Raw genomic sequence first — 20,890 nt, 5'->3', positions numbered from 1 at the left:
GGGTGCCGGTCCGGACGTCGTCGTAGTGTCCGGGCGGCTGCTCACTCCGGCGGCGTATCGCCGAGCGACTCGGCCAGTGTGCGCAGAAATCCGGCCAATTGCTCGCGGGAGGCGGCGTCGAGCGCCGCCAGCAGCCGCTGTTCGTTCGCCATGTGCTTGGGCAGCAGGTCGTCGATGAGGGTGCGGCCCTGCTCGGTGAGGTGGATCCGGACGGCCCTGCGATCCTCCGCGCACGGTTTGCGCACGACCAGTCCTTTGGTCTCCAGTCGGTCGATCCGGTTGGTGATGGCGCCGGAGGTCACCATGGCGACTTGGAGCAACGCGCCCGCGGTGAGTCCCTCTTCGGCGCCGGAGCGGCGCAGCGTCGCCAGCACGTCGAATTCCCAGAACTCCATGCCGAACTCGCCGAAGAACCGCTTCAGGTCCTGGTCGACCAGTCGCGCCAGGCGTTGGATCCGGCCCACGACGTGCATCGGCGAGACGTCGACGTCCGGGCGCTCGCGCTGCCACTGACGCCCGAACAGGTCCACCGCGTCGGACATGAGTCTCCTCTCTACAGGAATAATCTCAACGTTCATCTACTTGACGCTGAGGCAACTCGACCGGTAAGTATTTCAACGTTGAGATTATCAATGAGGAGTCAAGTATGACGACACGCACCGCGGGGCCCGCCGAGGCTTCGGTCGCGGCCACCCTGGCGCTCACCTCGCTCACCCCGATCGTCTGGGGTTCCACCTACGCCGTCACTACCGAGTTCCTGCCGCCGGACCGCCCGCTGTTCACCGCGCTCATGCGCGCCCTACCCGCGGGACTCGCGCTGCTCGCGATCACGCGAGTTCTCCCCCGCGGCCGGTGGATCGGCCGGGTGGCGGTGCTCGGCGCGCTCAATATCGGTGCGTTCTTCCCGCTGCTGTTCCTGGCCGCCTACCGGCTGCCAGGGGGCGTCGCGGGCGTGCTCGGCGCGGTCGCACCGGTGTTCGCGCTCGCCTTCGCGACCGTGGCTCTGAGCGAGAATCCCGGTGCGCGCAAGTTGTTCGCAGGGGTGGTCGGCGTCTTCGGCGTGGCGCTGGTCGTGCTGCGGGCCGACGCGCAACTCGACGTCGTCGGGGTGGTCGCGGGGTTGGCGGGCGCGGCGTCGATGGCGATGGGCACCGTTCTGACCAAGAAGTGGGGTCGACCGGACGGCGTCGGCCCGCTGACGCTCACCGGCTGGCAGCTGACCGCCGGTGGTCTCTTCATCGCTCCGCTCGCGCTGCTGGTGGAAGGCGCCCCGCCCGCGCTGGACGCGGAAGCGGTCGGCGGCTATCTGTACCTCGGCGTGATCGGGACCGCGGTGGCGTACTGGCTCTGGTTCCGCGGCATAGCGCGAGTGCCCGCCACCTCGGTGGCCTTCCTCGGATTGCTCAGCCCGGTGTCGGCCGCGGTGATCGGATGGGTCGTGCTCGGGCAAGCGCTCACCACGCTCCAGATGGCCGGCATGGCGATCGCGCTGGGCAGCACGCTGCTCGGCCAAGCGGTCGGCGCGCCGAAGGAACCGGTTCAGCCCGCGCCCGTTCCGGCTGGCGACTCCAGCGTTGCGCTGGGCACCGAAACCTCGCCGGAGAAGGTCTTGACTTTGACGTAACGTCAACTTGCAAGCTGGTTGCACCGACGAGAGCACGAGGGAAGACGGGTCGTGGGCGGCAAGGAGTGGTCCATCCAGGATCTGGCGAAGGCGGCCGGTACCACCAGTCGTACGCTGCGCCATTACGGGCAGTTGGGGCTGTTGCCGCCCAGCCGGATCGGAGCCAACGGCTACCGGTACTACGACCAGCACTCCCTCGTGCGGTTGCAACGCATCCTGCTGCTGCGTGACCTCGGCCTCGGCCTTCCGGTCATCGCCGAAGTCCTTGCCGGAGAGCAGGAAACCGCCGCCGCGTTGCGTACGCACCTGGAACTGCTCCGGCAGGAACAGGATCGGATCCGGCGGCAGATCGAGTCGGCGCGAACCACGCTGCACAAGACGGAAAGAGGTGAACAACTCGTGGCAGCAGAAGTTTTCGACGGCTTCGACCACACGAAGTACAAGGACGAGGTGATCGAACGCTGGGGCAAGGACGCCTACGAGAGCGGTGACCGCTGGTGGCGCTCGATGTCCGACGCGGACAAGAAGAACTTCCAGCAAACCCATCTCGACATCGCCGCCGACTACGGCCGAGCGCATGCCGACGGACTCGCGCCCGACGCCGACGAGGTGCAGGCCATCGTCCAGCGCCACTACGACTGGATCGGCATCGGCTGGCAGGGTCGCCCGGTGGTGCGAGAGGCGTTCGTCAACCTCGGCGAGATGTACGTCGCCGACCCGCGTTTCGCGGCGAACTACGACGTGCACGGCGCGGGCACCGCCGAGTTCGTGCGCGACGCGATGAAGGTCTACGCCGAGCAGCGGCTGTAGAGCACAACTCTCCGGCGGCCGGTACGCATGTGCGCGTACCGGCCGCCGGATCAACTTTCGTCGTCGCGGCCGAGCGCGTGCATCAATTGGTGCTCCGTGATCGGAGGCACCGGAAGCGGGTGGGCGGCCTCCGCGCGCAGGCCGTCGAGTATCAGACCGAGGTGGCGCCGCCAGGCTTCGGGGGCGATGTGACTGGTCGCCTCGACGATTCTGGTGTGTGACCAGGTGATGAAGGCGATGTCCTCGAGTACCCAGTCGGCGCGCAGCGCGCCGGCCTCCTGCGCGCGGGTGATGATCCGGCGCATCAGGCCGTGGCCGTATTCCTGGGCCTGCGCGATGGCAGGACTGGGCGCGGCCCGCACGGCGAGTTCGCTGAGCAGCCGGTCGGCGGCCTGCAAAGCGCACACCTGCTCCACCAGGTAGACGAACGACTCCCACGGGTCATCGATGGCGAGCGCGTTCTCGGCGATACGGCTGCCCGCTTCGATCCGGTCCTCGACCGCGGCCGCGATGAGGTCGTCGCGGGTCGGGAAGCGGTTGTAGAGCGTGCCGATGGCCACCCCGGCGCGGGCGGCGATCTCTTTCAGCGGCGCGTCGAGACCGCGTTCCTCGAAGACGGCGCGGGCGGCGGTCACGAGCGCGTCCCGATTGCGCTGGGCATCGCTGCGTAACGGCTTGTCCACGGGCCGATCCTACAAATCGGGCAACACGCATATGTTGAGCATTGGTTCAACTTAATGCTAGCGTCGACCGCATAACTTGAACCATGTCTCAACTTAACAGGAGTGGCAATGTCCAAGACCATCGCGATCTTCGGATACGGACCCGGCCTCGGCGTCGGCACAGCACGCCGATTCGGGCGCGAAGGCTTCCGGGTGGCCGTCATCGGCCGGGATCCCGAAAAGGCGCGGCGGCACGCGGAGGAGTTGACGGCCGAAGGCATCGAGGCCGCGGCCTTTCCCGCGGATGTCACCGTTGGCGCGCAGGTCACGGGGGTGATCGAGAAGATCGAGGCGACGTTCGGGCCGATCGACGCGGCCATGCACGGCGCGGCGGGCAACATGAGCGATCGCATCCCTGACACCCTGTCGGTGGACATCCCGTCCCTCGATGCGCCCATCGCGCTGAAGCTGCACTCGCCGATCATGGTGACGCGCGCGCTCGCGCCGAAGATGGTGGAGCGAGGCGAAGGCGCGCTGCTGTTCTCCTCGGGTTCGTCCGAGCACTACGTGGCGCCCTATCTGGCCAACTTCGGCATCGCCCTGGCCGCGCAGCGCGGTTACCTGCGCCAGCTCGAGGTGGAATTGCGGGGTACCGGCGTCTACGTCGGCTTGCTCAACATCGGCGTGCTGATCGACGGCAGCAAAGCCGCGCAGATCATCGATGAGAATCCGGAAGTGATCCCGGCGGGCCTGGAGATCGTCCGTATGAGCGGCGACGAACTCGGCGATCACTATTGGCGGCTGTACACCGAGCGGGACAAGGTGGAGCTCGACGTAGGTTTCCCGGTCTGAGACCCGTCCCGAGAAGATCACTCGAGCGCGCACCGGCTCCGGCGGCCGGGAGCACCCGGAGCCGTGCGCGCTCATTGGGCCGCGGCAGTAAACAACCGGTCAGTTGCCAAAGAAGTCCATTTGGGCAAACATCCGGCGAAATACCGAGGTCAGGGAGGTGAAACCGGGTGCGGCGAGTGGTGTCGCTGAGCGCAGTTCCGACTCCACCCGGACGCGGCGGGGACTTCCGATACTCTGGGCTCCCGTGACCGTCGCATCGTCCCCGGGTACCTCCGTCCATTCCGCCTCACAGTTCGATCTGATCGTCGTCGGCTCCGGATTCTTCGGGCTGACCGTTGCCGAACGCGCCGCCTCCGTGCTGGGTAAACGGGTTCTGGTGATCGAACGGCGCCACCACATCGGTGGCAACGCCTACTCCGAGCCGGATCCGGAAACCGGGATCGAGATCCACAAGTACGGCGCGCACCTGTTCCACACGTCGAACAAGCGGGTGTGGGACTACGTCACCCAGTTCACCGAGTTCACCGGCTACCAGCACCGCGTCTTCGCGATGCACAAGGGACAGGCCTACCAGTTCCCGATGGGCCTCGGCCTGGTTTCCCAGTTCTTCGGCCGCTACTTCTCGCCGGAAGAGGCGCGCGCGCTGATCGCGGAGCAGGCCTCGGAGATCGAGACCAAGGACGCGCAGAACCTCGAGGAGAAGGCCATCTCGCTGATCGGCCGCCCGCTCTACGAGGCGTTCGTCCGCGACTACACCGCCAAACAGTGGCAGACCGACCCGAAGGAACTGCCCGCGGGCAACATCACCCGCCTCCCGGTCCGCTACACCTTCGACAACCGCTACTTCAACGACACCTACGAGGGCCTGCCCCGCGAGGGCTACACGAAGTGGCTGGAGAACATGGCCGCCTCCGACCTGATCGAGGTGCGCTTGAACACCGACTGGTTCGAAGTGCGCGAGCAGTTGCGCGCCGAAAGCCCGGACGCGCCGGTCGTCTACACCGGCCCGCTGGACCGCTACTTCGACTACAGCGAAGGCGAGCTGGGCTGGCGCACCATCGATTTCGAGACCGAGGTGCTGCCGCTCGGCGACTTCCAGGGCACCTCGGTGATGAACTACAACGACGCGGACGTTCCCTACACCCGCATCATCGAGCCGCGCCACTTCCACCCCGAGCGCGAGTACCCCACCGACAAGACGGTGATCATGCGGGAGTACTCCCGATTCGCGCAGACCGGCGACGAGCCGTACTACCCGATCAACACACCGGAGGACCGGGCGAAACTGCTGGCCTACCGGGAGCTGGCCAAGCAGGAGACCGCCACGGCGAAGGTCGTCTTCGGCGGCCGTCTCGGCACCTACCAGTACCTGGACATGCACATGGCGATCGGCAGCGCGCTGAGCACGTTCGACAACGTGCTGCACCCGCATCTGGCGGATGGTGCGCCGCTCGTGGACCAGGAGGCTTAGGAGCGGAATGACCTCCCAATCCATTTTGGAAGACATGACCACCGAGACCCGCGCCAAGTCGCTGTTGCAGCGCATCATCCTGCCGAGGCCGGGCGAGCCGCTGGACGTGCGCACGCTCTACGTCGAGGAGTCGCAGACCAACGCCAGGCGCGCGCACGCGACCACCCGCACGTCGCTGTCGATCGGCGCGGAGTCCGAGGTCTCCTTCTGCACGTACTTCAACGCCCTGCCCGCGAGCTACTGGCGGCGCTGGAGCATCCTGTCTTCGGTGGTGCTGCGGCTGGAACTGGCCGGTCACGGCCGGGTGGACGTGTACCGATCCAAGGCCGACGGCTCGCGAATCCACGTGCAGGGCAAGGAATTCGCGGTCGCGACCGGCGCCGACTCGGTGGTCGTCGAATTCGAGACCGACCTGGGCCCGTTCGAGGACGGCGGCTGGATCTGGTTCGACATCACCACCGACACGGCGGTCACGCTGCTGTCGGGCGGCTGGTACGCGCCGATCGAGGCGCCCGGAGAGGGCAGCATCGCGGTCGGCATGCCCACCTTCAACCGGCCCACCGACGCGGTGAAGACGCTCGCCGCACTCGGCTCCGACCCGCTGGTGCTGGAGAAGATCGCGGCCGTCATCATCCCGGACCAGGGCACGAAGAAGGTCGTCGACGAGCCCGGCTTCACGGAATCGGCGGCCGCGCTCGGGGATCGCCTTTCCATCCACGACCAGCCCAACCTCGGCGGGTCCGGCGGCTACAGCCGGGTCATGTACGAGGCACTGAAGACCACCGACGCCGAGTACATCGTCTACATGGACGACGACATCGAGATCGAGCCGGACTCCATCCTGCGCGCGCTGGCCTTCGCCCGCTTCGCGAAGTCGCCGGTGCTGGTCGGCGGCCAGATGCTCAACCTGCAGGAGCGCTCGCACCTGCACGTCATGGGCGAAGTGGTCGATCGCGGCATCTTCATGTGGACCGCGGCGCCGAACGTCGAGTACGACCACGATTTCTCGAAGTACCCGCTCAAGGACCGGGACAACTCGAAGCTGTTGCACCGGCGCATCGACGTCGACTTCAACGGTTGGTGGACCTGTGTCATCCCGCGGCGCGTCGCCGAGGAGCTCGGCCAGCCGCTTCCGCTGTTCCTGAAGTGGGACGACGCGGAGTACGGCTTGCGTGCTCGCGCGGCCGGGTACCCGACCGTCACGCTGCCCGGCGCGGCGGTGTGGCACATGGCCTGGAGCGACAAGGACGACGCCATCGACTGGCAGGCGTACTTCCACTTGCGCAATCGCCTGGTCGTCGCCTCGCTGCACCTGCCGGGCAACGGGCGCGGCATGGTCGTCAACACGATCAAGGCGACGCTGAAGCATTTGCTGTGCCTGGAGTACTCGACGGTCGCGATCCAGAACCTCGCCATCCGCGATTTCCTCGCAGGCCCGGAACGGCTGTTCCAGCTACTGCCCAGCGCTCTGGGGGCGGTGCACGAGCTGCGCAAGCAGTATCCGGACGCGGTGATCCTGCCCTCGTCCACCGAACTGCCGCTGGCCAGCCACATCGGCGTCGGGGCGGTCGGTGAGCCGGCCAATCCGATCGCCAAGGTGGCTCGGCTGGCCAAGGGCGTGGTGCACAACTTCCGCTCCGCGCGCACCGAACACCACGAGACCCCGCAGCTGAACGTGCCGACGCTGGACGCGCGCTGGTTCCTGCTCTCGCAGGTCGACGGCGTCACCGTCACCACGGCCGACGGCCGCGGCGTCGTCTACCGCAAGCGCGACCCCCGCCAGGCGCTCGGCCTGTTCAAGGAAGCCATGCGCCTGCGCAAGGAGCTGGCCGCCCGTTTCCCGGAGATGCAGCAGCGCTACCGCGCCGCCCACCCGCAGCTGACCAGCACCGCGGCGTGGGAGAAGGTCTTCGGCATCGACACGAAGGATGAGCAGCAGTGAGTCTCGGAGCGAGCGCCGCCGACGACGCGGCGGTGCAGCCGCCGCTGCACAGCGCCAACGGTCACGGTGGCCCGGTGTCCGCGCACCCCGCGCCTGCCGGGCAGGCGCCGCCGGAGGTCGCGATCATCAACGCGGTGCAGGCCACCCTCGGTAGCAAGCCCGCCGTGGTGTCCGCCGCGCGTGGCCTGTCGCACTTCGGCGAGCACGCGCTCGGCTGGGTCGGCATCGCCGCCGCAGGCTGGCTGGTGGACAAGCCGCGGCGCAGACAGTGGGCCGGGGTCGCGGTCGGCGCGGTCGGCGCGCACGCGGCCTCGATCGTCATCAAGCGCGTCGTTCGCCGTCCGCGCCCGAACGATCCGTCGGTGCAGGTCAACGTGGGGACGCCGAGCAAACTCAGTTTCCCGTCCTCGCATGCGACCTCGACGACGGCAGCGGCCGTGTTGCTCGGCAGATTGACCGGGCTACCCTTGCCTGCGGTGCTCGTCCCCCCGATGCTGCTTTCGCGGGTGGTCCTCGGGGTGCACTACCCCACCGACGTGCTCGCCGGTTCCGCGCTCGGCGCCGCGTCCGCCGCCGCCCTGCTCGCCGCCGAAAAGAGACTCGACAATGACCGCACAAGAAAGAGCCTTCGTTGACATGAGTGAAGAGCCGACCGGCGCCGACCTGGCCGAGGCGGTAGTCAAGGGCCCGCCCAAGACGCTGGCCGGCGGTCTGTTCAAGGCAGTCCGTCCGCGGCAGTGGGTCAAGAACGTATTGGTGCTCGCCGCTCCGCTGGCCGCGGGCACGGCGACCAACGTGGACGTGCTCGCGCACGTCGGCATCGCCTTCGTGGTGTTCTGCATGGCGGCATCGGGCATCTACCTGGTGAACGACGCGCTCGACGTGGAGGCCGACCGGGCGCATCCGACCAAGCGGTTCCGGCCGATCGCCGCGGGCGTCGTCCCGGTGAACCTGGCCTACCTGCTGTCGGCATTGCTGCTGGCCGGGTCGATCGCGGGCTCGTTCCTCGCCTCGTGGCATCTCGCCGTGGTGATGACGGTCTACATCGGCATCCAGCTGGCCTACTGCTTCGGACTCAAGCATCAAGCCGTGCTGGACATCTGCATCGTGTCCTCCGGCTTCCTGCTGCGCGCGGTCGCCGGTGGCGCGGCGGCCGACATCGAGCTGTCGCAGTGGTTCCTGTTGATCATGGCCTTCGGCTCGCTGTTCATGGCGGCGGGCAAGCGCTACGCGGAGCTGCAGATCGCGCTGGGCACCGGCGCCAAGATCCGCAAGTCGCTGGAGTACTACACGCCCACCTACCTGCGCTTCATCTGGACGCTGGCCGCGACGGCGGTGGTGGTTTTCTACGGGCTGTGGGCGTTCCAGCAGGACGGCATCAAGGACACCAACTGGTTCGCGATCTCGATGGTCCCGTTTACCATCGCAATCCTGCGTTACGCGGTCGACGTCGATGGGGGCGAGGCCGGGGAGCCGGAAGAGATCGCGCTGGGGGACCGCGTCCTGCAGTTCCTCGCAATCGCCTGGATCGGAGCGGTAGGTGTCGCTGTCTATCTCACCTGACGAGATGCTGGTGGCGGAGCGAACGGAATACGCGGCGGAGCGGTCGGCCGATGAGTCGTCCGGCTCCGCGTCGCGGTTCGCGCGTCTGTCCAAAGCCACGTTCGTCGGTGGGATCACGCTCACCGTTGTTCTTTTCGCGGTCGGGGGCTGGCAGCGGCGGTGGATCGCCGACGACGGTCTCATCGTGTTGCGCACGGTGCGCAACCTGCTGGCGGGCAACGGCCCCGTCTTCAACGAGGGCGAGCGCGTCGAAACCAACACCAGCACCGCGTGGACCTACCTGGTCTGGTTCTTCAGCTGGCTGACCCAGGCGCGGCTCGAGTACGTGGTGCTCGGCGTCGCGCTCACCGTCTCGCTGGCCGCGGTCGTGTTCGCCATGCTCGGCTCGGCGCGCCTGTGGGGCGGGACCCGCACCGGGCTGTTGCTGCCCGCGGGCGTGCTGGTCTACATCGCACTGCCCCCGGCCCGCGACTACGCCACCTCGGGTCTGGAAAGCGGCTTGGTGATCTGCTGGATCGGCCTGCTGTGGTGGCAGTTGATGCGCTGGAGCCAGGCCAAGTCGGTGCGCCTGCCCGGCCTGCTCGGACTGGTCTTCCTCGCCGGGCTGGCCCCCCTGATCCGGCCCGAGATGACCTTGGTCGGCGCGCTCGCGCTGCTGATGATCTTCTGCGCGCCCATGCCCGAGAGCAGGCTGCGGCCGATCGTGCTGCGCGCGGTGATCGTCGCGGTGGCCGGACTGGTGCCGCTGGGCTACCAGATCTGGCGGATGGGCTACTACGGCCTGCCCTACCCGAACACCGCCGTCGCGAAGGACGCGGGCGGCGCCAAGTGGGGGCAGGGCTTCACCTACCTCTGGGACCTCGTCGGTCCGTACTTCCTGTGGGCGCCGCTGCTGGTATTGCTGATCGCCGGTGTGCTCGCCGCTCGCACGGGTGCGACTCGGAACGCGCGTGCCGAAAACGAAGACGCGCGTGGCTGGTCGATCGGCCGGATCCGGGAGTGGTTGCGCTCGCCGGGCGCTGTGGTCGCTTCGGTTCTCGCCAGCGGGTTCCTCCTGACCATCTACGCGCTTCGGGTCGGCGGCGACTTCATGCACGGCCGAATGCTGTTGCCCCAGCTGTTCCTGTTCCTGCTCCCGGTCGCGGTCATTCCGATCCGGGCGCCGCAGGGCGGTGTGCGCGCGGCCACCGCCGCCGACTGGTCCTACGCGGCGCTGGCGGTGGCATTCGTCGGCGTCGCGGGGTGGGCGCTGTTCGCGGCGAACACCACCGCGATCAAGACCGGCACCAAGATCACTTCGACCGGAATCGTCGACGAGCGCGTCTACTACGTGCTCAACACCGGGCACGACCACCCGATCCTGGCCGAGGACTACTTGGACTACCCGCGCATCCGCGCGATGGTCAACGACATCACCGGCACTCCGGACGGCGGTCTGCTGCTCAACTCGCCGTCGTTCATGTTCTGGTACATCGCTCCGCCGCCCCAGCCGATTCCGGACGGCGGCGCCGGGCACACGGTCTACTTCCTGAATCTCGGCATGACCAGCATGAACGTTCCGCTGGACGTGCCCGTGATCGATCCGATGGGTCTGGCCTACCCGTTGGCCGCGCACACCGACCGGCTCACCGACGGCCGGATCGGCCACGACAAGAGCCTGTACCCGGACTGGGTCGTCGTCGATACCGGCATGGTGGACAAGAAACCGTGGATGCCCTGGTACCTGGACGAGAAGTGGGTCGCCCAGGCGCGCACCGCGATGTCCTGCCCGGACACCCAGGCGTTGTTGATCTCCTACCGCGATCCGCTCACCTTCGAGCGTTTCCGGCACAACCTGCGCAACGCGTTGCGGTTCGCGAAGTACCGCATCGATCGCGTCCCGAAGTACGAGATCCAGCGGTGCGGACTGGTCGATCCCTTCCCGCGACCGGTCGCGCAGCGCTGATCCCGTGAATCACATTGGGCCCATCGGGCACGGTGGGCCCAATGGCCCCATTGTGCGAGGTAGATAAAGTGGCGTACGCCGCTTTATCTCTTTTTGGTAACGCCACCGTGTCGATACCGATATACGCTACGACCGTATGCCCGGCCTGGCGTCCACCGGTCGTGGGCATCGACGGGTTACCGTGTGGACGGCTTGCCGCTGTCGCTGTGCAAACGAAAGGTTCAAACTGATGCGAGGCGTGATCGGGCGTCGTCTTAATTCTCGAAGAGCGGGTTCCTGGCTCAAGCGGTCCATGCTGGTTTCGCTGGCAGTTCTGCTACCGCTCGGGGTGTCGGTGGCAGGCCCTGCCGCCCCGGCGTCCGCCGCGTTCAATCCGGATGGCATGGATTTCTGGGTCGACTCCGAAATGGGGCCGATCAAGTCGCGTATCTTCCGCGCCGCCGATGGCAACACCGGCCGCGTGGTGTACGCGCTGGACGGCATGCGGGCGCGCAACGACCTCAGTGGCTGGGAGATCGATACCGAGGTCGCGCGCGAGCTGACCAAGTGGAACATCAACGTGGTCATGCCGGTCGGCGGCCAGTCCAGCTTCTATGCCGACTGGAACGGCCCGAGCGACTTCTTCGGCCTCGGCAGCGCGGGCTCGTCCTCCACCGGTTCGGCGAACTCCGGCTCCGGCCTGCTGACCGGTTCCGCTGGCGGACCGGGCAAGACCAGCACTTACAAGTGGGAAACCTTCCTCACCAACAACCTTCGCTGGGCGCTGCGCGACCGCCTCGGGTTCAACCCGAACGGCAACGGCATCTTCGGTCTCTCCATGGGCGGCAGCGCCGCCCTCACTCTGGCGGCCTACCACCCCGACCAGTTCCGTTACGCCGGTTCGTACTCCGGGTACCTGAACATCTCCGCGCCGGGTATGCGTGAGGCGCTGCGCGTGGCGATGCTGGACGCAGGCGGCTACAACATCGACGCGATGGCGCCGCCGTGGGGCCCGCAGTGGCTGCGGATGGACCCGTTCGTGTTCGCGCCGCGACTGAAGGCGAACAACACTCGCCTGTGGGTCTCCGCCGGTAGTGGTCTGCCCAGCGGGGCGGACGGCATCAGCTTCAACACGCTCAACGCGATGGGTCTGGAAACGCTGGCCCTGGCCAACACCCGCGCCTTCCAGGTTCGCATGCTCACCCTGGGCGCGAACAATGTCACCTACGACTTCCCGGCCGTGGGTGTGCACAACTGGAACTACTGGGCCGATGAGGTCTATCGGATGATCCCGGATCTGTCCGCGAACATCGGGTAGTAGCCCGGCCATAGCGAGGAAAGGCCGTTTCGCGCCATCGGCGCGGAGCGGCCTTTTCGGCGTTTACCCGGTCGTCCGCGGGTACTTCGGCAACGAATACGAAGAGAAAACGGCTTCGGTAGTTGTGGTCTGGATCACCATCCAGCAACATGAAGGCATTCGTTTCCAATTGATACCCGAACAGCATGCACCAAGGTCGATTCGTCCGGTTTCTTGGTGGGCGTCTCGTCTTGGTGTCCGACGAGGGGCCGGTTGGGATTGCTAATAGTTTGCCAGACCGGGCCGCCTGAGGGAAAGGTCGATGTGATGCGTAGTGCGCGCGGGAAGCGCTGGCCCCAGAGGCCCCGAGTAGCCGGTTCGTGGTTGCGGCGGTCCGCCCTCGGCATCGCCGCGGCGATGCTGCTGCCGCTCGGGGCGACCGTCGCGGGCGTGGGCGCCACGGCGTCGGCGGCGTTCGACCCCGCGGCCTTCGATTTCTGGGTCGATTCCGGCATGGGTCCGATCAAGACCCGGATCCTGCGTGCCGCCGACGGCAACACCAATCGCGTCGCCTATGTGCTGGACGGCATGCGGGCGCCGGAGACGCTGAACGGCTGGGAAATCGAGACCAACATCCCGCAAGTCCTGGCGAGCCAGAACATCAACGTGGTCATGCCGGTCGGTGGCATGTCGAGCTTCTATGCCGACTGGATCGCGCCGAGCGAGTTCTTCGGCGTCCCGGCGGGCGCGGGCTCCAGCACCGGTTCCGGCGGGCTGGACGGGTTCGCGGGCGGGCCCGGCAAGAGCTACCGGTATCAGTGGGAGACCTTCCTGACCAACAACCTGCGCTGGGCGCTGCGCGATCGGCTGGGGTTCAACCCCAACCGCAACGGCGCCTTCGGCTTGTCGATGGGCGGTAGCGCGGCGCTCACCCTGGCGGCCTACCACCCGGACCAGTTCAGCTTCGCGGGGTCGTTCTCCGGCTATTTGAACAACTCGGCGCCGGGTATGCGGGAGGCCATCCGCGCCGCCATGCTGGACGCGGGCGGCTACAACGTCGACGCGATGGCGCCGCCGTGGAGCCCGCAGTGGCTGCGGATGGACCCCTTCGTGTTCGCGCCCAACCTGATCCGCAACGGCACCCGCCTGTGGATCGCCGCGGCCAGCGGACTGCCCTCGGCCGGCGACCCGCCGAGCTTCGGCACCCTCAACGGCATGGGGCTGGAAAGCCTGGCGCTGGCGAACACTCGCGCGTTCCAGGTCCGGATGGCGACCTTGGGTGGCGGCAACGCCGTCTACTCCTTCCCGCCGTTCGGTATTCACGCCTGGAACAACTGGGCTGACGAGGCCATGCGAATGATCCCGGATATGTCGGCGAACATCGGCTGAATCCTTTGGCGGCGCCTGCGGCGCCGCGTGTTCGCGGGCCCCTATGGCTCGCGTCAGAGCGGACGAGTCTCGCGCCTGCGGCGCATGCGCTTCGTCCACTCTGGCGCGAGCCGGGCCGCGAACGGCGCTCGTAAGACTCGCACCCGGGGGGGTCAGTGTGTGGGAAACTTGCGCTTTCTGGTGTGCGGGGGGATTGGCGGGGGCATTTGTTCGCGGTTTGTGCAGTTGTCTTCCTGGCCGTTGCGGGCTGCGTAGTGGTCGTTTTGAACAGGGAGGCGTTCTCGTGGCCGCCAGCTTGGGGGAGTGGGGGTAGGTAGTAGGGGGTTATGCGGGGGCGGCGCGGGGGAAGTCCGGGCATCCGACCCAATGTTTGCTGCATGATCACTGTCGTGTGGTCAACGGTGCTCGGGGCTGTTTGCCCGAAGTCGCATCTGTGGCTATCACGGCAGATCTCGGTTCCGATCACGGTTCGGTCACTGGTCTGGGTGGCCTCTGCCTCGTTGCTCGGAGGCGCCGAAGGCCTGCGGGGAGGCCGCTGGGGTGCCGGGATTGCGAAGATCTCGGGTCGGTGACAGTTCCCGCCAGGAGCGCGAATATCTTGCGTTCCAACACGACATCACCGCGAGAACGCGATAAGGTCACCGCACCATTACCTTGCGTGAACGGATGGATTTCGGCCAGTGGAAAGCCCCGGATCTTGCTAAAGCGGGGGGCGTCGAATATCGTCCAGCGAGCGCAAGTGTGACCAGATCGTTGTAGCGCCGTCATGGGTATCGGATTGTCGGGACCATGTCCGTGACGCGCGTCTCGTTGGCAACACGGGTGCCGCTTCGCCCCTCGGGCGGCGAGTGGCACCACAACAGCAGAAAGAGAGCAGGATTCATGCGTTTCGGCAGGGCGGCCGCGCCGAAGAGAACACAGTCGGGACGGCGAGGCGCGGCTCGCGGTTGGCGTAATCGAATTCTGGCTGTCGGTGCCGCCGCGCTGGCGCTACCGATCGCCGCAGGCCTGGCAACCCCGACTCTCGCCGCAGCGGCGCCGTCGGTGCACACGCCGGTGTTGCGGGCGCCCGCGGGCGGCTTCGAGGACCTGATGGTCCCGTCCAGCATGGGCCCGATCAAGGTGCAGGTGCAGTGGGCCGCACGCGGCGGCAACGCGGCGCTGTACCTGCTCGACGGTCTGCGCGCCCGCGACGACCGCAACGCCTGGACGTTCGAGACCAACGCGCTGCAGCAGTTCGGCAACGACAACATCACCCTGGTGATGCCGGTCGGTGGCCAGTCCAGCTTCTACACCGACTGGTACGCGCCGTCGAACACCAACGGCCAGAAGACCACCTACAAGTGGGAGACCTTCCTCACCAAGGAGCTGCCCGCCTTCCTGGAGGGCTACGGCGTCTCGCGCACCAACAACGCGGTCGTCGGCCTGTCCATGGGCGGTAGCGCGGCGCTGGCTCTCGCGGCCTACCACCGCGACCAGTTCAAGTTCGCCGCCTCCTACTCGGGCTACCTGAACATCTCCGCGCCGGGTATGCGTGAGGCGATCCGCATCGCGATGTTGGACGCGGGCCGCTACAACGTCGACGCGATGGCCGCGCCGTGGAGCTCGCAGTGGCTGCGGATGGACCCGTTCGTCTTCGCGCCGCAGCTGCGCGGCCTGCCGATGTACATCTCGGCCGCCAGCGGCCTGCCGGGTCAGTACGACCAGCCGAACTCGGCGGTCGGCGTGTTCAACACCGGCAACGGGATGGCGCTGGAGGCCCTGTCGCTGGTGAACACCCGCGCGTTCCAGGCCCGCCTGAACTCGCTGGGTATCCCGGCCCGGTTCGACTTCCCGGCCGCGGGCACCCACTCCTGGAAGTACTGGGAGGGCGAGCTGTTCGCCTCGCGCAACATGATCCTGGACGCCACCGGCGCCTGGTGATCTGATCCACCTCGTCGCATTCAGGCCGCACCGATTCGGTGCGGCCTGAATTGCGTTCGGGGGCAGCTATGATCGCGTGACAGCGAACATTGTTTGCTGTGCAGCGCGTGTCTCCCGTAAACGTCGCTATAACGGGAGTACAAAGCTTTTGTGGCAGGGATTACACGCGGTAGCTGTGGCATACGCGGGCGTCTCGTCGCGCGTTCGGCACGCGAGCGGCTCATGCTGGTCGCCGCCACGATGGTGATCCCGCTAGCCGCGAGCGTGTCCGTCGAGGCTCCCGCCGTCGCGGAGCCAGCGGCGGCCGTGGCCGCGCCCGCGCTGGAGAAGGTCCAGTGGCTCAGCGACCGTCGCGTCGCGCTGTGGGTGACCTCGCCGTCCATGGGAGTGCCGATCCAGGTCCAGTTGCTGCTGGCCAGAGACTGGAACGCCCACCCGGAGGCCAGATTCCCCGTCCTGTTCCTGCTCGACGGTCTGCGCGCGACCGACGACGAGAGCGGCTGGACGAAGGAGGCGGGGGCGGTCGATTTCTTCGCCGACAAGAACGTCACCGTGGTGCTGCCGGTGGGTGGGCAGGCCAGCTTCTACGCCGACTGGCTCCAGCCGGACAACGGCCGTACCTACAAGTGGGAGACTTTTCTCACCAAGGAGCTTCCGCCGCTGCTGGAGAGTCATTGGCGTGCGACACCCGTGCGGGGCGTGGAAGGCCTCTCGATGGGTGGCACGGCCGCGATGTTCCTCGCCGCCCGCAATCCGGGCTTCGTACGGCACGCCGCGTCGTATTCGGGCTTCCTGACCACGACGACGCTGGGCATGCCGCAGGCCATCGAGTTCGCCATGCGGGATGCGGGCGGCTTCGACTCCGCCGCCATGTGGGGCAGGCAGACGGACCCGGAGTGGGAGGCGCACGACCCGTACGTGCTGGCCGACAAGCTGCGAGGAGTCAGTCTCTACGTCTCCAGCGGCAGCGGCGCGATCGGTCCCTATGACCACGCCCTCGGCATTCCTGGGGTGAGCACCAACATCGCGGGCATGGGATTGGAGATCCTCTCCCGGCTCACTTCGCAGAACTTCGTGACCAAGCTGTCCAAGCTGGCCATTCCCGCGCAGGTGAACTATCGCCCGTCCGGCACCCATTCCTGGCCGTACTGGGACTTCGAGATGCGTCAGTCCTGGACCCAGGCCGCGTCCGCGCTCGGTGTCGATCAGGGCAAGCCCGCCTGTCAGCCGGGCGGCGCGATCGGCCCGGTAGCAGCCGCGGCGGGCTGGCTCGGTGACTGCCTCACCGGGGAGTACGCCGTGGCAGGAGGCACCGCGCAGGACTTCAAGGGCGGCCGGGTGTTCTTCACGCCGGACAGTGGCGCTTACCCGGTCGGCGGCGTATTCGGGCCCGGTTACCAGGCGGCGGGAGGACCTACCGGACCGCTCGGGCTGCCGACGGGCGAGGAACGCGCGCTGGAGGACGGCCGCGGCCGGTTCCAGGCCTTCCAGCACGGCGCGCTGTACTGGACGCCGCAGACCGGAGCTCAAATGGTGCGTGGCGCAATTTACGACGAGTGGGGCAAGCAGGGGTTCGAACGCGGTCCCGCCGGTTACCCGACAGCGCCGGAGGCCAAGACACCGAGTCGCGACGGCGCCGTGCAAGCCTTCGAGAACGGTCCGTTCTACTACAGCCAGGCCACCGGCGTGCACCGCGTCCAAGGCCTGATCCTCGGCAAGTACGCCCAGCTGGGCTTCGAGAACAGTCCGCTCGGCTTCCCGGTCGCCGAAGAGCAGACGGTGAAGGACGCGGGCCGCTTCAGCCGATTCGAAGGCGGGACCATCTACTGGAGCCCGGTGTCCGGCGCTTGGGCGGTCCGCAACGGCCCGATACTGGATGCTTGGCGCGACGTCGGCTACGAGAACGGCAAACTCGGCTTCCCCACCGGCGACGAGTTCCCCATCTCCGACGGCGTGCAGCAGAACTTCCAGGGAGGTTTCATCACGCTGCGCGACGGCAAACCGGAACTGCACGCGCTTTGAGTGCGACCGGTGCACGGCAGCCCGCGCGCTCTCACCCGACCTGCCCGACCCGCGCCACGTGTTAGCGGATGCGCCTGCGGTCAGGTCGTGCGCGGCTTCCGGATCGACCGCACGAATGGGTTGCCGGTCCCGGCTCGGTCAGCGCAGCGCACACAGTGTTCGCTCCGCTGTCGTCGGCGGGTGGACCATCACCCGCCTTGCGACCTGTGTCGGCCGCATCGGCAGCTGCCGCGAGTGCGCCACCTGGTTCGGTTCGGCCAGTTCGGCGGCTACGGCGTCGCCCGCCCGGCCAGGTGGAAGTTGTGCGTCGGGCCTTGGCCAAGTGCCGGGAAGCATGCATCGGTTGGTGAGCTGACATGTATACGAGCACGTCGGCGCAGCTCCCGGTTTCGAGCGAAGCGAGACCGAGCATGCGCCGTTCGCGGCCCGGCTCGCGTCCGAGTGACCGCCGCGTCCGCGACGAAGTCGCCAGCGGCGGTCGCTCGGACGCGAGCCATAAAGGGGCCGCGAACACGCAGCGCCGCAGGCGCTGCAAATCGGACCCAGCTAGCCTGGTGGGCGACCCGACCCCGCTCAGTGACAGATCGAGGACAAGAATTCATGCATCGGACCCGTGGAAAGGTATTCGGCGTGGTTGTGGCGATTGCCGCAACCGGCCTGCTCGCCGCGTGCGGCGACAATGATTCGACCGCGACGAGCACGCCATCGCCTACCCGCACCACGACGGCAGCGGCGGCGACCACGTCGCCGGTCGCTTCGACACCCGCCGAAACCGGCCAGCCCGCTCCCGCGCCGGAGCAGCCCACCACGACGGTGGCGCCCGAGCGTCCGCAGCCGGTGCCGACCGAAGCCGTCCCGCCCGCGGACACCTCGAAGCTCACCGACAAGGACAAGAAGTTCCTGGATGAGCTGGCCAAGCAGGGTGTCACCCCGTCAAGCCCGGACATCGCGCTGAGCATCGGCGCGTACGTCTGCCAGGGCACCGCCGCGGGCGCGTCCGATCAGGATCTGATGACCTTCGTCAACGCCATGGCAGGTTCGGATCCGTCCTTCGACCCGGCGAAGATGCCGGTGGAGAAGGCCGGGCAGATCTACATCTCCACCGCTCGCGCCACGTACTGCCAGTGAGTTCGCGCGTCCGTTCGACCTCCCGCCGGTCCAAGCCGGCGGGATGCCTGCTCGTGATCGGCGGCATCCTGCTGATCATCCTGGTGGTCCTGCTGCTGTGGTACCTGCTAGCAGGGCGTTTGCGCCCGCCCGGCCCCGGGCCGAAACCGCCGGAACGCCCGACGTCGCAGCCCTCGAGCTGTCCGGATGTGCAGATGATCTCGGTGCCCGGCACGTGGGAGTCGAACAGCGCCGACGATCCGCACAATCCGACCGCCAACCCGGTGTCGCTGATGCTCAACGTCTCCGGCCCGATCACCCAGCGGTTCCCGAGCGAGCGGGTGGACGTGTACACCGTCCCGTACGTCGCGCAGTTCTCCAATCCGATCGCGATCCCGCCGGACGGCCAGCAGTCGTACAACAACAGCCGATCCGAGGGCACCCAGCGGATGGTCGACGCCATGGCCGCGCGGCACCAGGAGTGCCCGCTGACCACCTACGTGCTCGCGGGGTTCTCCCAGGGCGCGGTGATCGCGGGTGACGTCGCCGCGCAGATCGGTGCGGGCGCGGGCCCGGTGCCCGCCGATCTGGTGCTGGGCGTGACGTTGATCGCCGACGGACGCCGTACCGGCGACAACGGCCCGGGCCAGGCGATCCAGATCGGCACCCCGCCGCCGGGTGTGGGTGCCGAAGTCGCGCTGAAGGGGTTGAACGTGCCCGGCATCACGATGACCGGTCCGCGTCAAGGGGGCTTCGGCACGCTGGCCGGTCGCACCTACACCATGTGCGCGCCCGGCGATCTGATCTGCGACGCACCCCGGGAGGCGCTGAGTCCGTGGAACATCCTGGGCAGCGTGAACACGCTGGTCCGGGCCGCGGGAAACCCGGTGCACACCCTCTACAACAGTTTCGTCGTCGACGGCGACGGCAACACCGCGACGCAGTGGACGGCGAACTGGGCGGCCGGACTCATCGAGACAGCGCCGCATCCGGCTCATTCGTGAAAATTCACAGGCCGTGAGATACCCCGCACCCGATTGGCGTGACAAGCGCAACTCGAGTTGGGTAGCACGCTGTAAAGTGCGCTGGTGATCGCGACGCCGGGCACCACCCCAGCACGGACCCGAAGCGGGCGTCGCGCCCGTATTTTCCTTACAGCCAGGAGCATGAGTTCATGACAGAAGCCGCCGCACCGGCCACCACGGCGAGCCGTGACGCGGATGCTGCGTTGTCCGCGCTGGGCACTCCGTTGCGCCCGTTCCGCTTCGCGGCGGCCGGGGAAGGAAACAAGCAGGAGGGCGGCGCGCGGAAGTTCGTGCAGACCGCTCAGCAGGCCGAGGAGTACGGCTTCGACACCTTCGTGGTGCCCGACCACCTCGGTGAGCAGATCGGGCCGATCGCCGCGCTCGGCGCGCTGACCCAGGCCACCGAGAAGATCCGGCTCGGCACGTCGGTGCTGGCGAACGGTTTCCGCCACCCCGTCGTGCTGGCCAAGGATCTGGCGACCATCGACGTGCTGTCCAAGGGCAGGCTCGAGGTCGGCGTCGGCGCGGGCTGGATCAAGGAGGAGTTCGAGAACGCGGGCATCCCGTACGAGTCGCCCGGTGTCCGGCTGGAGAAGTTGGACGAGTCGTTGACCATTCTCGACGTGCTGCTGCGCGGCCAGGAGTGCACCTTCGAGGGCAAGCACTACCAGGTCCGCGGCGTCAAGGGGACCCCACGGCCGCGGCAGGGCCCACGCCCCCCGATCTGCACCGGCGGCGGCGGTCCGAAGATGCTGCGGCTGGCCGCCAAGCACGCCGACATCGTCTCCGTCGTTCCCGTGACCACCAAGAACGGCAAGGGCCTGCTCTCCGGTATCACCATCGAGAAGGCCGTGGAAAAGGTGAATCTGATCAAGGAGGCCGCCGGTGACCGGTTCGCCGACATCGAGCTGAACTGGGCCATCACCGCGATCGTGATCACCGACGATCGCGAGAAGACCGCGGAGATGGCGCTGTCGGCGTTGGACCGGGGACTGCACCCGAACCTGGAGGTCGATGTGCAGCTGTCCGTCGAGGACATCCTCAACTCGCCCTACGTGGCGATCGGAACATTCGAGGAGATCGCCGAGCAGATCCGCCGTGTGCGGCAGCTCACCTCGATGTCCTATGTCGGTGTATTCCCCACCCAGATGGACGCGTTCGCCCCCGTTATTCCCCTGCTGCGGGACGAGTGAGCCGGTCTTCTCTGTAACATGACTCTGGTTTGAGTACATCTAGCCGATAAGCGGTCACCGCGCAGACCGCACAAAATCTGCAGGCT

17 protein-coding genes are annotated in these 20,890 nt (G+C 67.4%); 15 read left to right on the top strand and 2 right to left on the bottom strand.

Annotation, left to right across the window (positions count from 1 at the left end):
• Window positions 1-41: 41 nt before the first annotated feature.
• On the bottom strand, window positions 42-542 hold the full coding sequence (locus ACIHAX_RS18655) for a MarR family winged helix-turn-helix transcriptional regulator (protein WP_397278679.1): 501 nt from the start codon (window positions 540-542) through the stop codon (window positions 42-44).
• A gap of 104 nt (window positions 543-646) precedes the next feature.
• Between ACIHAX_RS18655 and ACIHAX_RS18650 the strand changes: the two genes are divergently transcribed.
• Window positions 647-1,624 (top strand): EamA family transporter, encoded by a 978-nt coding sequence (locus tag ACIHAX_RS18650; RefSeq protein ID WP_355073154.1) that lies wholly within the window; start codon window positions 647-649, stop codon window positions 1,622-1,624.
• 51 nt (window positions 1,625-1,675) lie between these two features.
• Window positions 1,676-2,434: a MerR family transcriptional regulator gene (locus ACIHAX_RS18645; protein ID WP_397278677.1), complete on the top strand. Its 759-nt coding sequence runs from the start codon at window positions 1,676-1,678 to the stop codon at window positions 2,432-2,434.
• A gap of 50 nt (window positions 2,435-2,484) precedes the next feature.
• Here ACIHAX_RS18645 and ACIHAX_RS18640 read toward each other — a convergent pair whose 3' ends face one another.
• Window positions 2,485-3,117, bottom strand: a complete 633-nt coding sequence (locus ACIHAX_RS18640) for a helix-turn-helix domain-containing protein (RefSeq protein ID WP_355073149.1) — start codon at window positions 3,115-3,117, stop codon at window positions 2,485-2,487.
• Window positions 3,118-3,225: 108 nt separating this feature from the next.
• On the opposite strand from ACIHAX_RS18640, the gene ACIHAX_RS18635 reads away from it, so the two are divergent.
• The 13 genes from ACIHAX_RS18635 (at window position 3,226) to ACIHAX_RS18575 (ending at window position 20,804) form a co-directional block, all read left to right on the top strand.
• A complete protein-coding gene (locus tag ACIHAX_RS18635; protein ID WP_364432887.1) occupies window positions 3,226-3,948 on the top strand; it encodes an SDR family oxidoreductase in 723 nt (240 codons plus the stop codon).
• A 244-nt stretch (window positions 3,949-4,192) separates the two neighbouring features.
• Complete coding sequence (glf, locus tag ACIHAX_RS18630) at window positions 4,193-5,419, top strand: UDP-galactopyranose mutase (RefSeq protein WP_356963340.1); 1,227 nt, start codon at window positions 4,193-4,195, stop codon at window positions 5,417-5,419.
• Between the two features lie 7 nt (window positions 5,420-5,426).
• Window positions 5,427-7,361 (top strand): glycosyltransferase, encoded by a 1,935-nt coding sequence (locus ACIHAX_RS18625; RefSeq protein ID WP_356963503.1) that lies wholly within the window; start codon window positions 5,427-5,429, stop codon window positions 7,359-7,361.
• Window positions 7,362-7,435: 74 nt separating this feature from the next.
• Complete coding sequence (locus ACIHAX_RS18620) at window positions 7,436-7,996, top strand: phosphatase PAP2 family protein (RefSeq protein ID WP_355073744.1); 561 nt, start codon at window positions 7,436-7,438, stop codon at window positions 7,994-7,996.
• 1 nt (window position 7,997) lies between these two features.
• On the top strand, window positions 7,998-8,924 hold the full coding sequence (locus tag ACIHAX_RS18615) for a decaprenyl-phosphate phosphoribosyltransferase (protein WP_355073143.1): 927 nt from the start codon (window positions 7,998-8,000) through the stop codon (window positions 8,922-8,924).
• 4 nt (window positions 8,925-8,928) lie between these two features.
• Window positions 8,929-10,869 carry a flagellar motor control protein ZomB gene (gene zomB / locus ACIHAX_RS18610; protein ID WP_397278852.1) on the top strand — a complete coding sequence of 647 codons (1,941 nt, stop codon included), beginning with the start codon at window positions 8,929-8,931 and terminating at the stop codon, window positions 10,867-10,869.
• 229 nt (window positions 10,870-11,098) lie between these two features.
• Window positions 11,099-12,166, top strand: a complete 1,068-nt coding sequence (locus ACIHAX_RS18605) for an alpha/beta hydrolase family protein (protein ID WP_355073141.1) — start codon at window positions 11,099-11,101, stop codon at window positions 12,164-12,166.
• Window positions 12,167-12,472: 306 nt separating this feature from the next.
• Window positions 12,473-13,534 carry an alpha/beta hydrolase family protein gene (locus tag ACIHAX_RS18600; RefSeq protein ID WP_364432894.1) on the top strand — a complete coding sequence of 354 codons (1,062 nt, stop codon included), beginning with the start codon at window positions 12,473-12,475 and terminating at the stop codon, window positions 13,532-13,534.
• Between the two features lie 882 nt (window positions 13,535-14,416).
• Window positions 14,417-15,457, top strand: a complete 1,041-nt coding sequence (locus ACIHAX_RS18595; protein ID WP_364432897.1) for an alpha/beta hydrolase family protein — start codon at window positions 14,417-14,419, stop codon at window positions 15,455-15,457.
• A 222-nt stretch (window positions 15,458-15,679) separates the two neighbouring features.
• The gene (locus ACIHAX_RS18590; RefSeq protein ID WP_397278674.1) at window positions 15,680-17,479 is read left to right on the top strand and encodes an alpha/beta hydrolase-fold protein; all 1,800 of its coding nucleotides are present in this window, start codon (window positions 15,680-15,682) and stop codon (window positions 17,477-17,479) included.
• Between the two features lie 630 nt (window positions 17,480-18,109).
• Window positions 18,110-18,607 carry a DUF732 domain-containing protein gene (locus ACIHAX_RS18585; protein WP_355073133.1) on the top strand — a complete coding sequence of 166 codons (498 nt, stop codon included), beginning with the start codon at window positions 18,110-18,112 and terminating at the stop codon, window positions 18,605-18,607.
• Window positions 18,598-19,590 (top strand): cutinase family protein, encoded by a 993-nt coding sequence (locus tag ACIHAX_RS18580; RefSeq protein ID WP_397278850.1) that lies wholly within the window; start codon window positions 18,598-18,600, stop codon window positions 19,588-19,590. Before ACIHAX_RS18585 ends, ACIHAX_RS18580 begins: the two co-directional genes overlap by 10 nt.
• Window positions 19,591-19,760: 170 nt before the next feature.
• Window positions 19,761-20,804, top strand: coding sequence for an LLM class F420-dependent oxidoreductase (locus ACIHAX_RS18575; protein WP_356963344.1), 1,044 nt, complete (start codon window positions 19,761-19,763; stop codon window positions 20,802-20,804).
• Window positions 20,805-20,890 lie beyond the last annotated feature (86 nt).

The organism is Nocardia sp. NPDC051929, assembly GCF_044548645.1.
Taxonomy (GTDB): Bacteria; Actinomycetota; Actinomycetes; order Mycobacteriales; family Mycobacteriaceae; genus Nocardia; species Nocardia sichangensis.
This window is presented reverse-complemented; position numbering and strand designations above follow the sequence as displayed.

What these genes read in the sequence shown, in the direction of transcription:
- ACIHAX_RS18595 (WP_364432897.1), top strand. Translation starts at nt 14,417, where the DNA reads ATGCGTTTCGGCAGGGCGGCCGCGCCGAAGAGAACACAGTCGGGACGG.
- ACIHAX_RS18615 (WP_355073143.1), top strand. Translation starts at nt 7,998, where the DNA reads ATGAGTGAAGAGCCGACCGGCGCCGACCTGGCCGAGGCGGTAGTCAAG.
- ACIHAX_RS18605 (WP_355073141.1), top strand. Translation starts at nt 11,099, where the DNA reads ATGCGAGGCGTGATCGGGCGTCGTCTTAATTCTCGAAGAGCGGGTTCC.
- ACIHAX_RS18600 (WP_364432894.1), top strand. Translation starts at nt 12,473, where the DNA reads ATGCGTAGTGCGCGCGGGAAGCGCTGGCCCCAGAGGCCCCGAGTAGCC.
- ACIHAX_RS18635 (WP_364432887.1), top strand. Translation starts at nt 3,226, where the DNA reads ATGTCCAAGACCATCGCGATCTTCGGATACGGACCCGGCCTCGGCGTC.
- ACIHAX_RS18655 (WP_397278679.1), bottom strand. Translation starts at nt 542, where the DNA reads ATGTCCGACGCGGTGGACCTGTTCGGGCGTCAGTGGCAGCGCGAGCGC.
- ACIHAX_RS18650 (WP_355073154.1), top strand. Translation starts at nt 647, where the DNA reads ATGACGACACGCACCGCGGGGCCCGCCGAGGCTTCGGTCGCGGCCACC.
- ACIHAX_RS18575 (WP_356963344.1), top strand. Translation starts at nt 19,761, where the DNA reads ATGACAGAAGCCGCCGCACCGGCCACCACGGCGAGCCGTGACGCGGAT.
- zomB (WP_397278852.1), top strand. Translation starts at nt 8,929, where the DNA reads ATGCTGGTGGCGGAGCGAACGGAATACGCGGCGGAGCGGTCGGCCGAT.
- ACIHAX_RS18590 (WP_397278674.1), top strand. Translation starts at nt 15,680, where the DNA reads ATGCTGGTCGCCGCCACGATGGTGATCCCGCTAGCCGCGAGCGTGTCC.
- ACIHAX_RS18625 (WP_356963503.1), top strand. Translation starts at nt 5,427, where the DNA reads ATGACCTCCCAATCCATTTTGGAAGACATGACCACCGAGACCCGCGCC.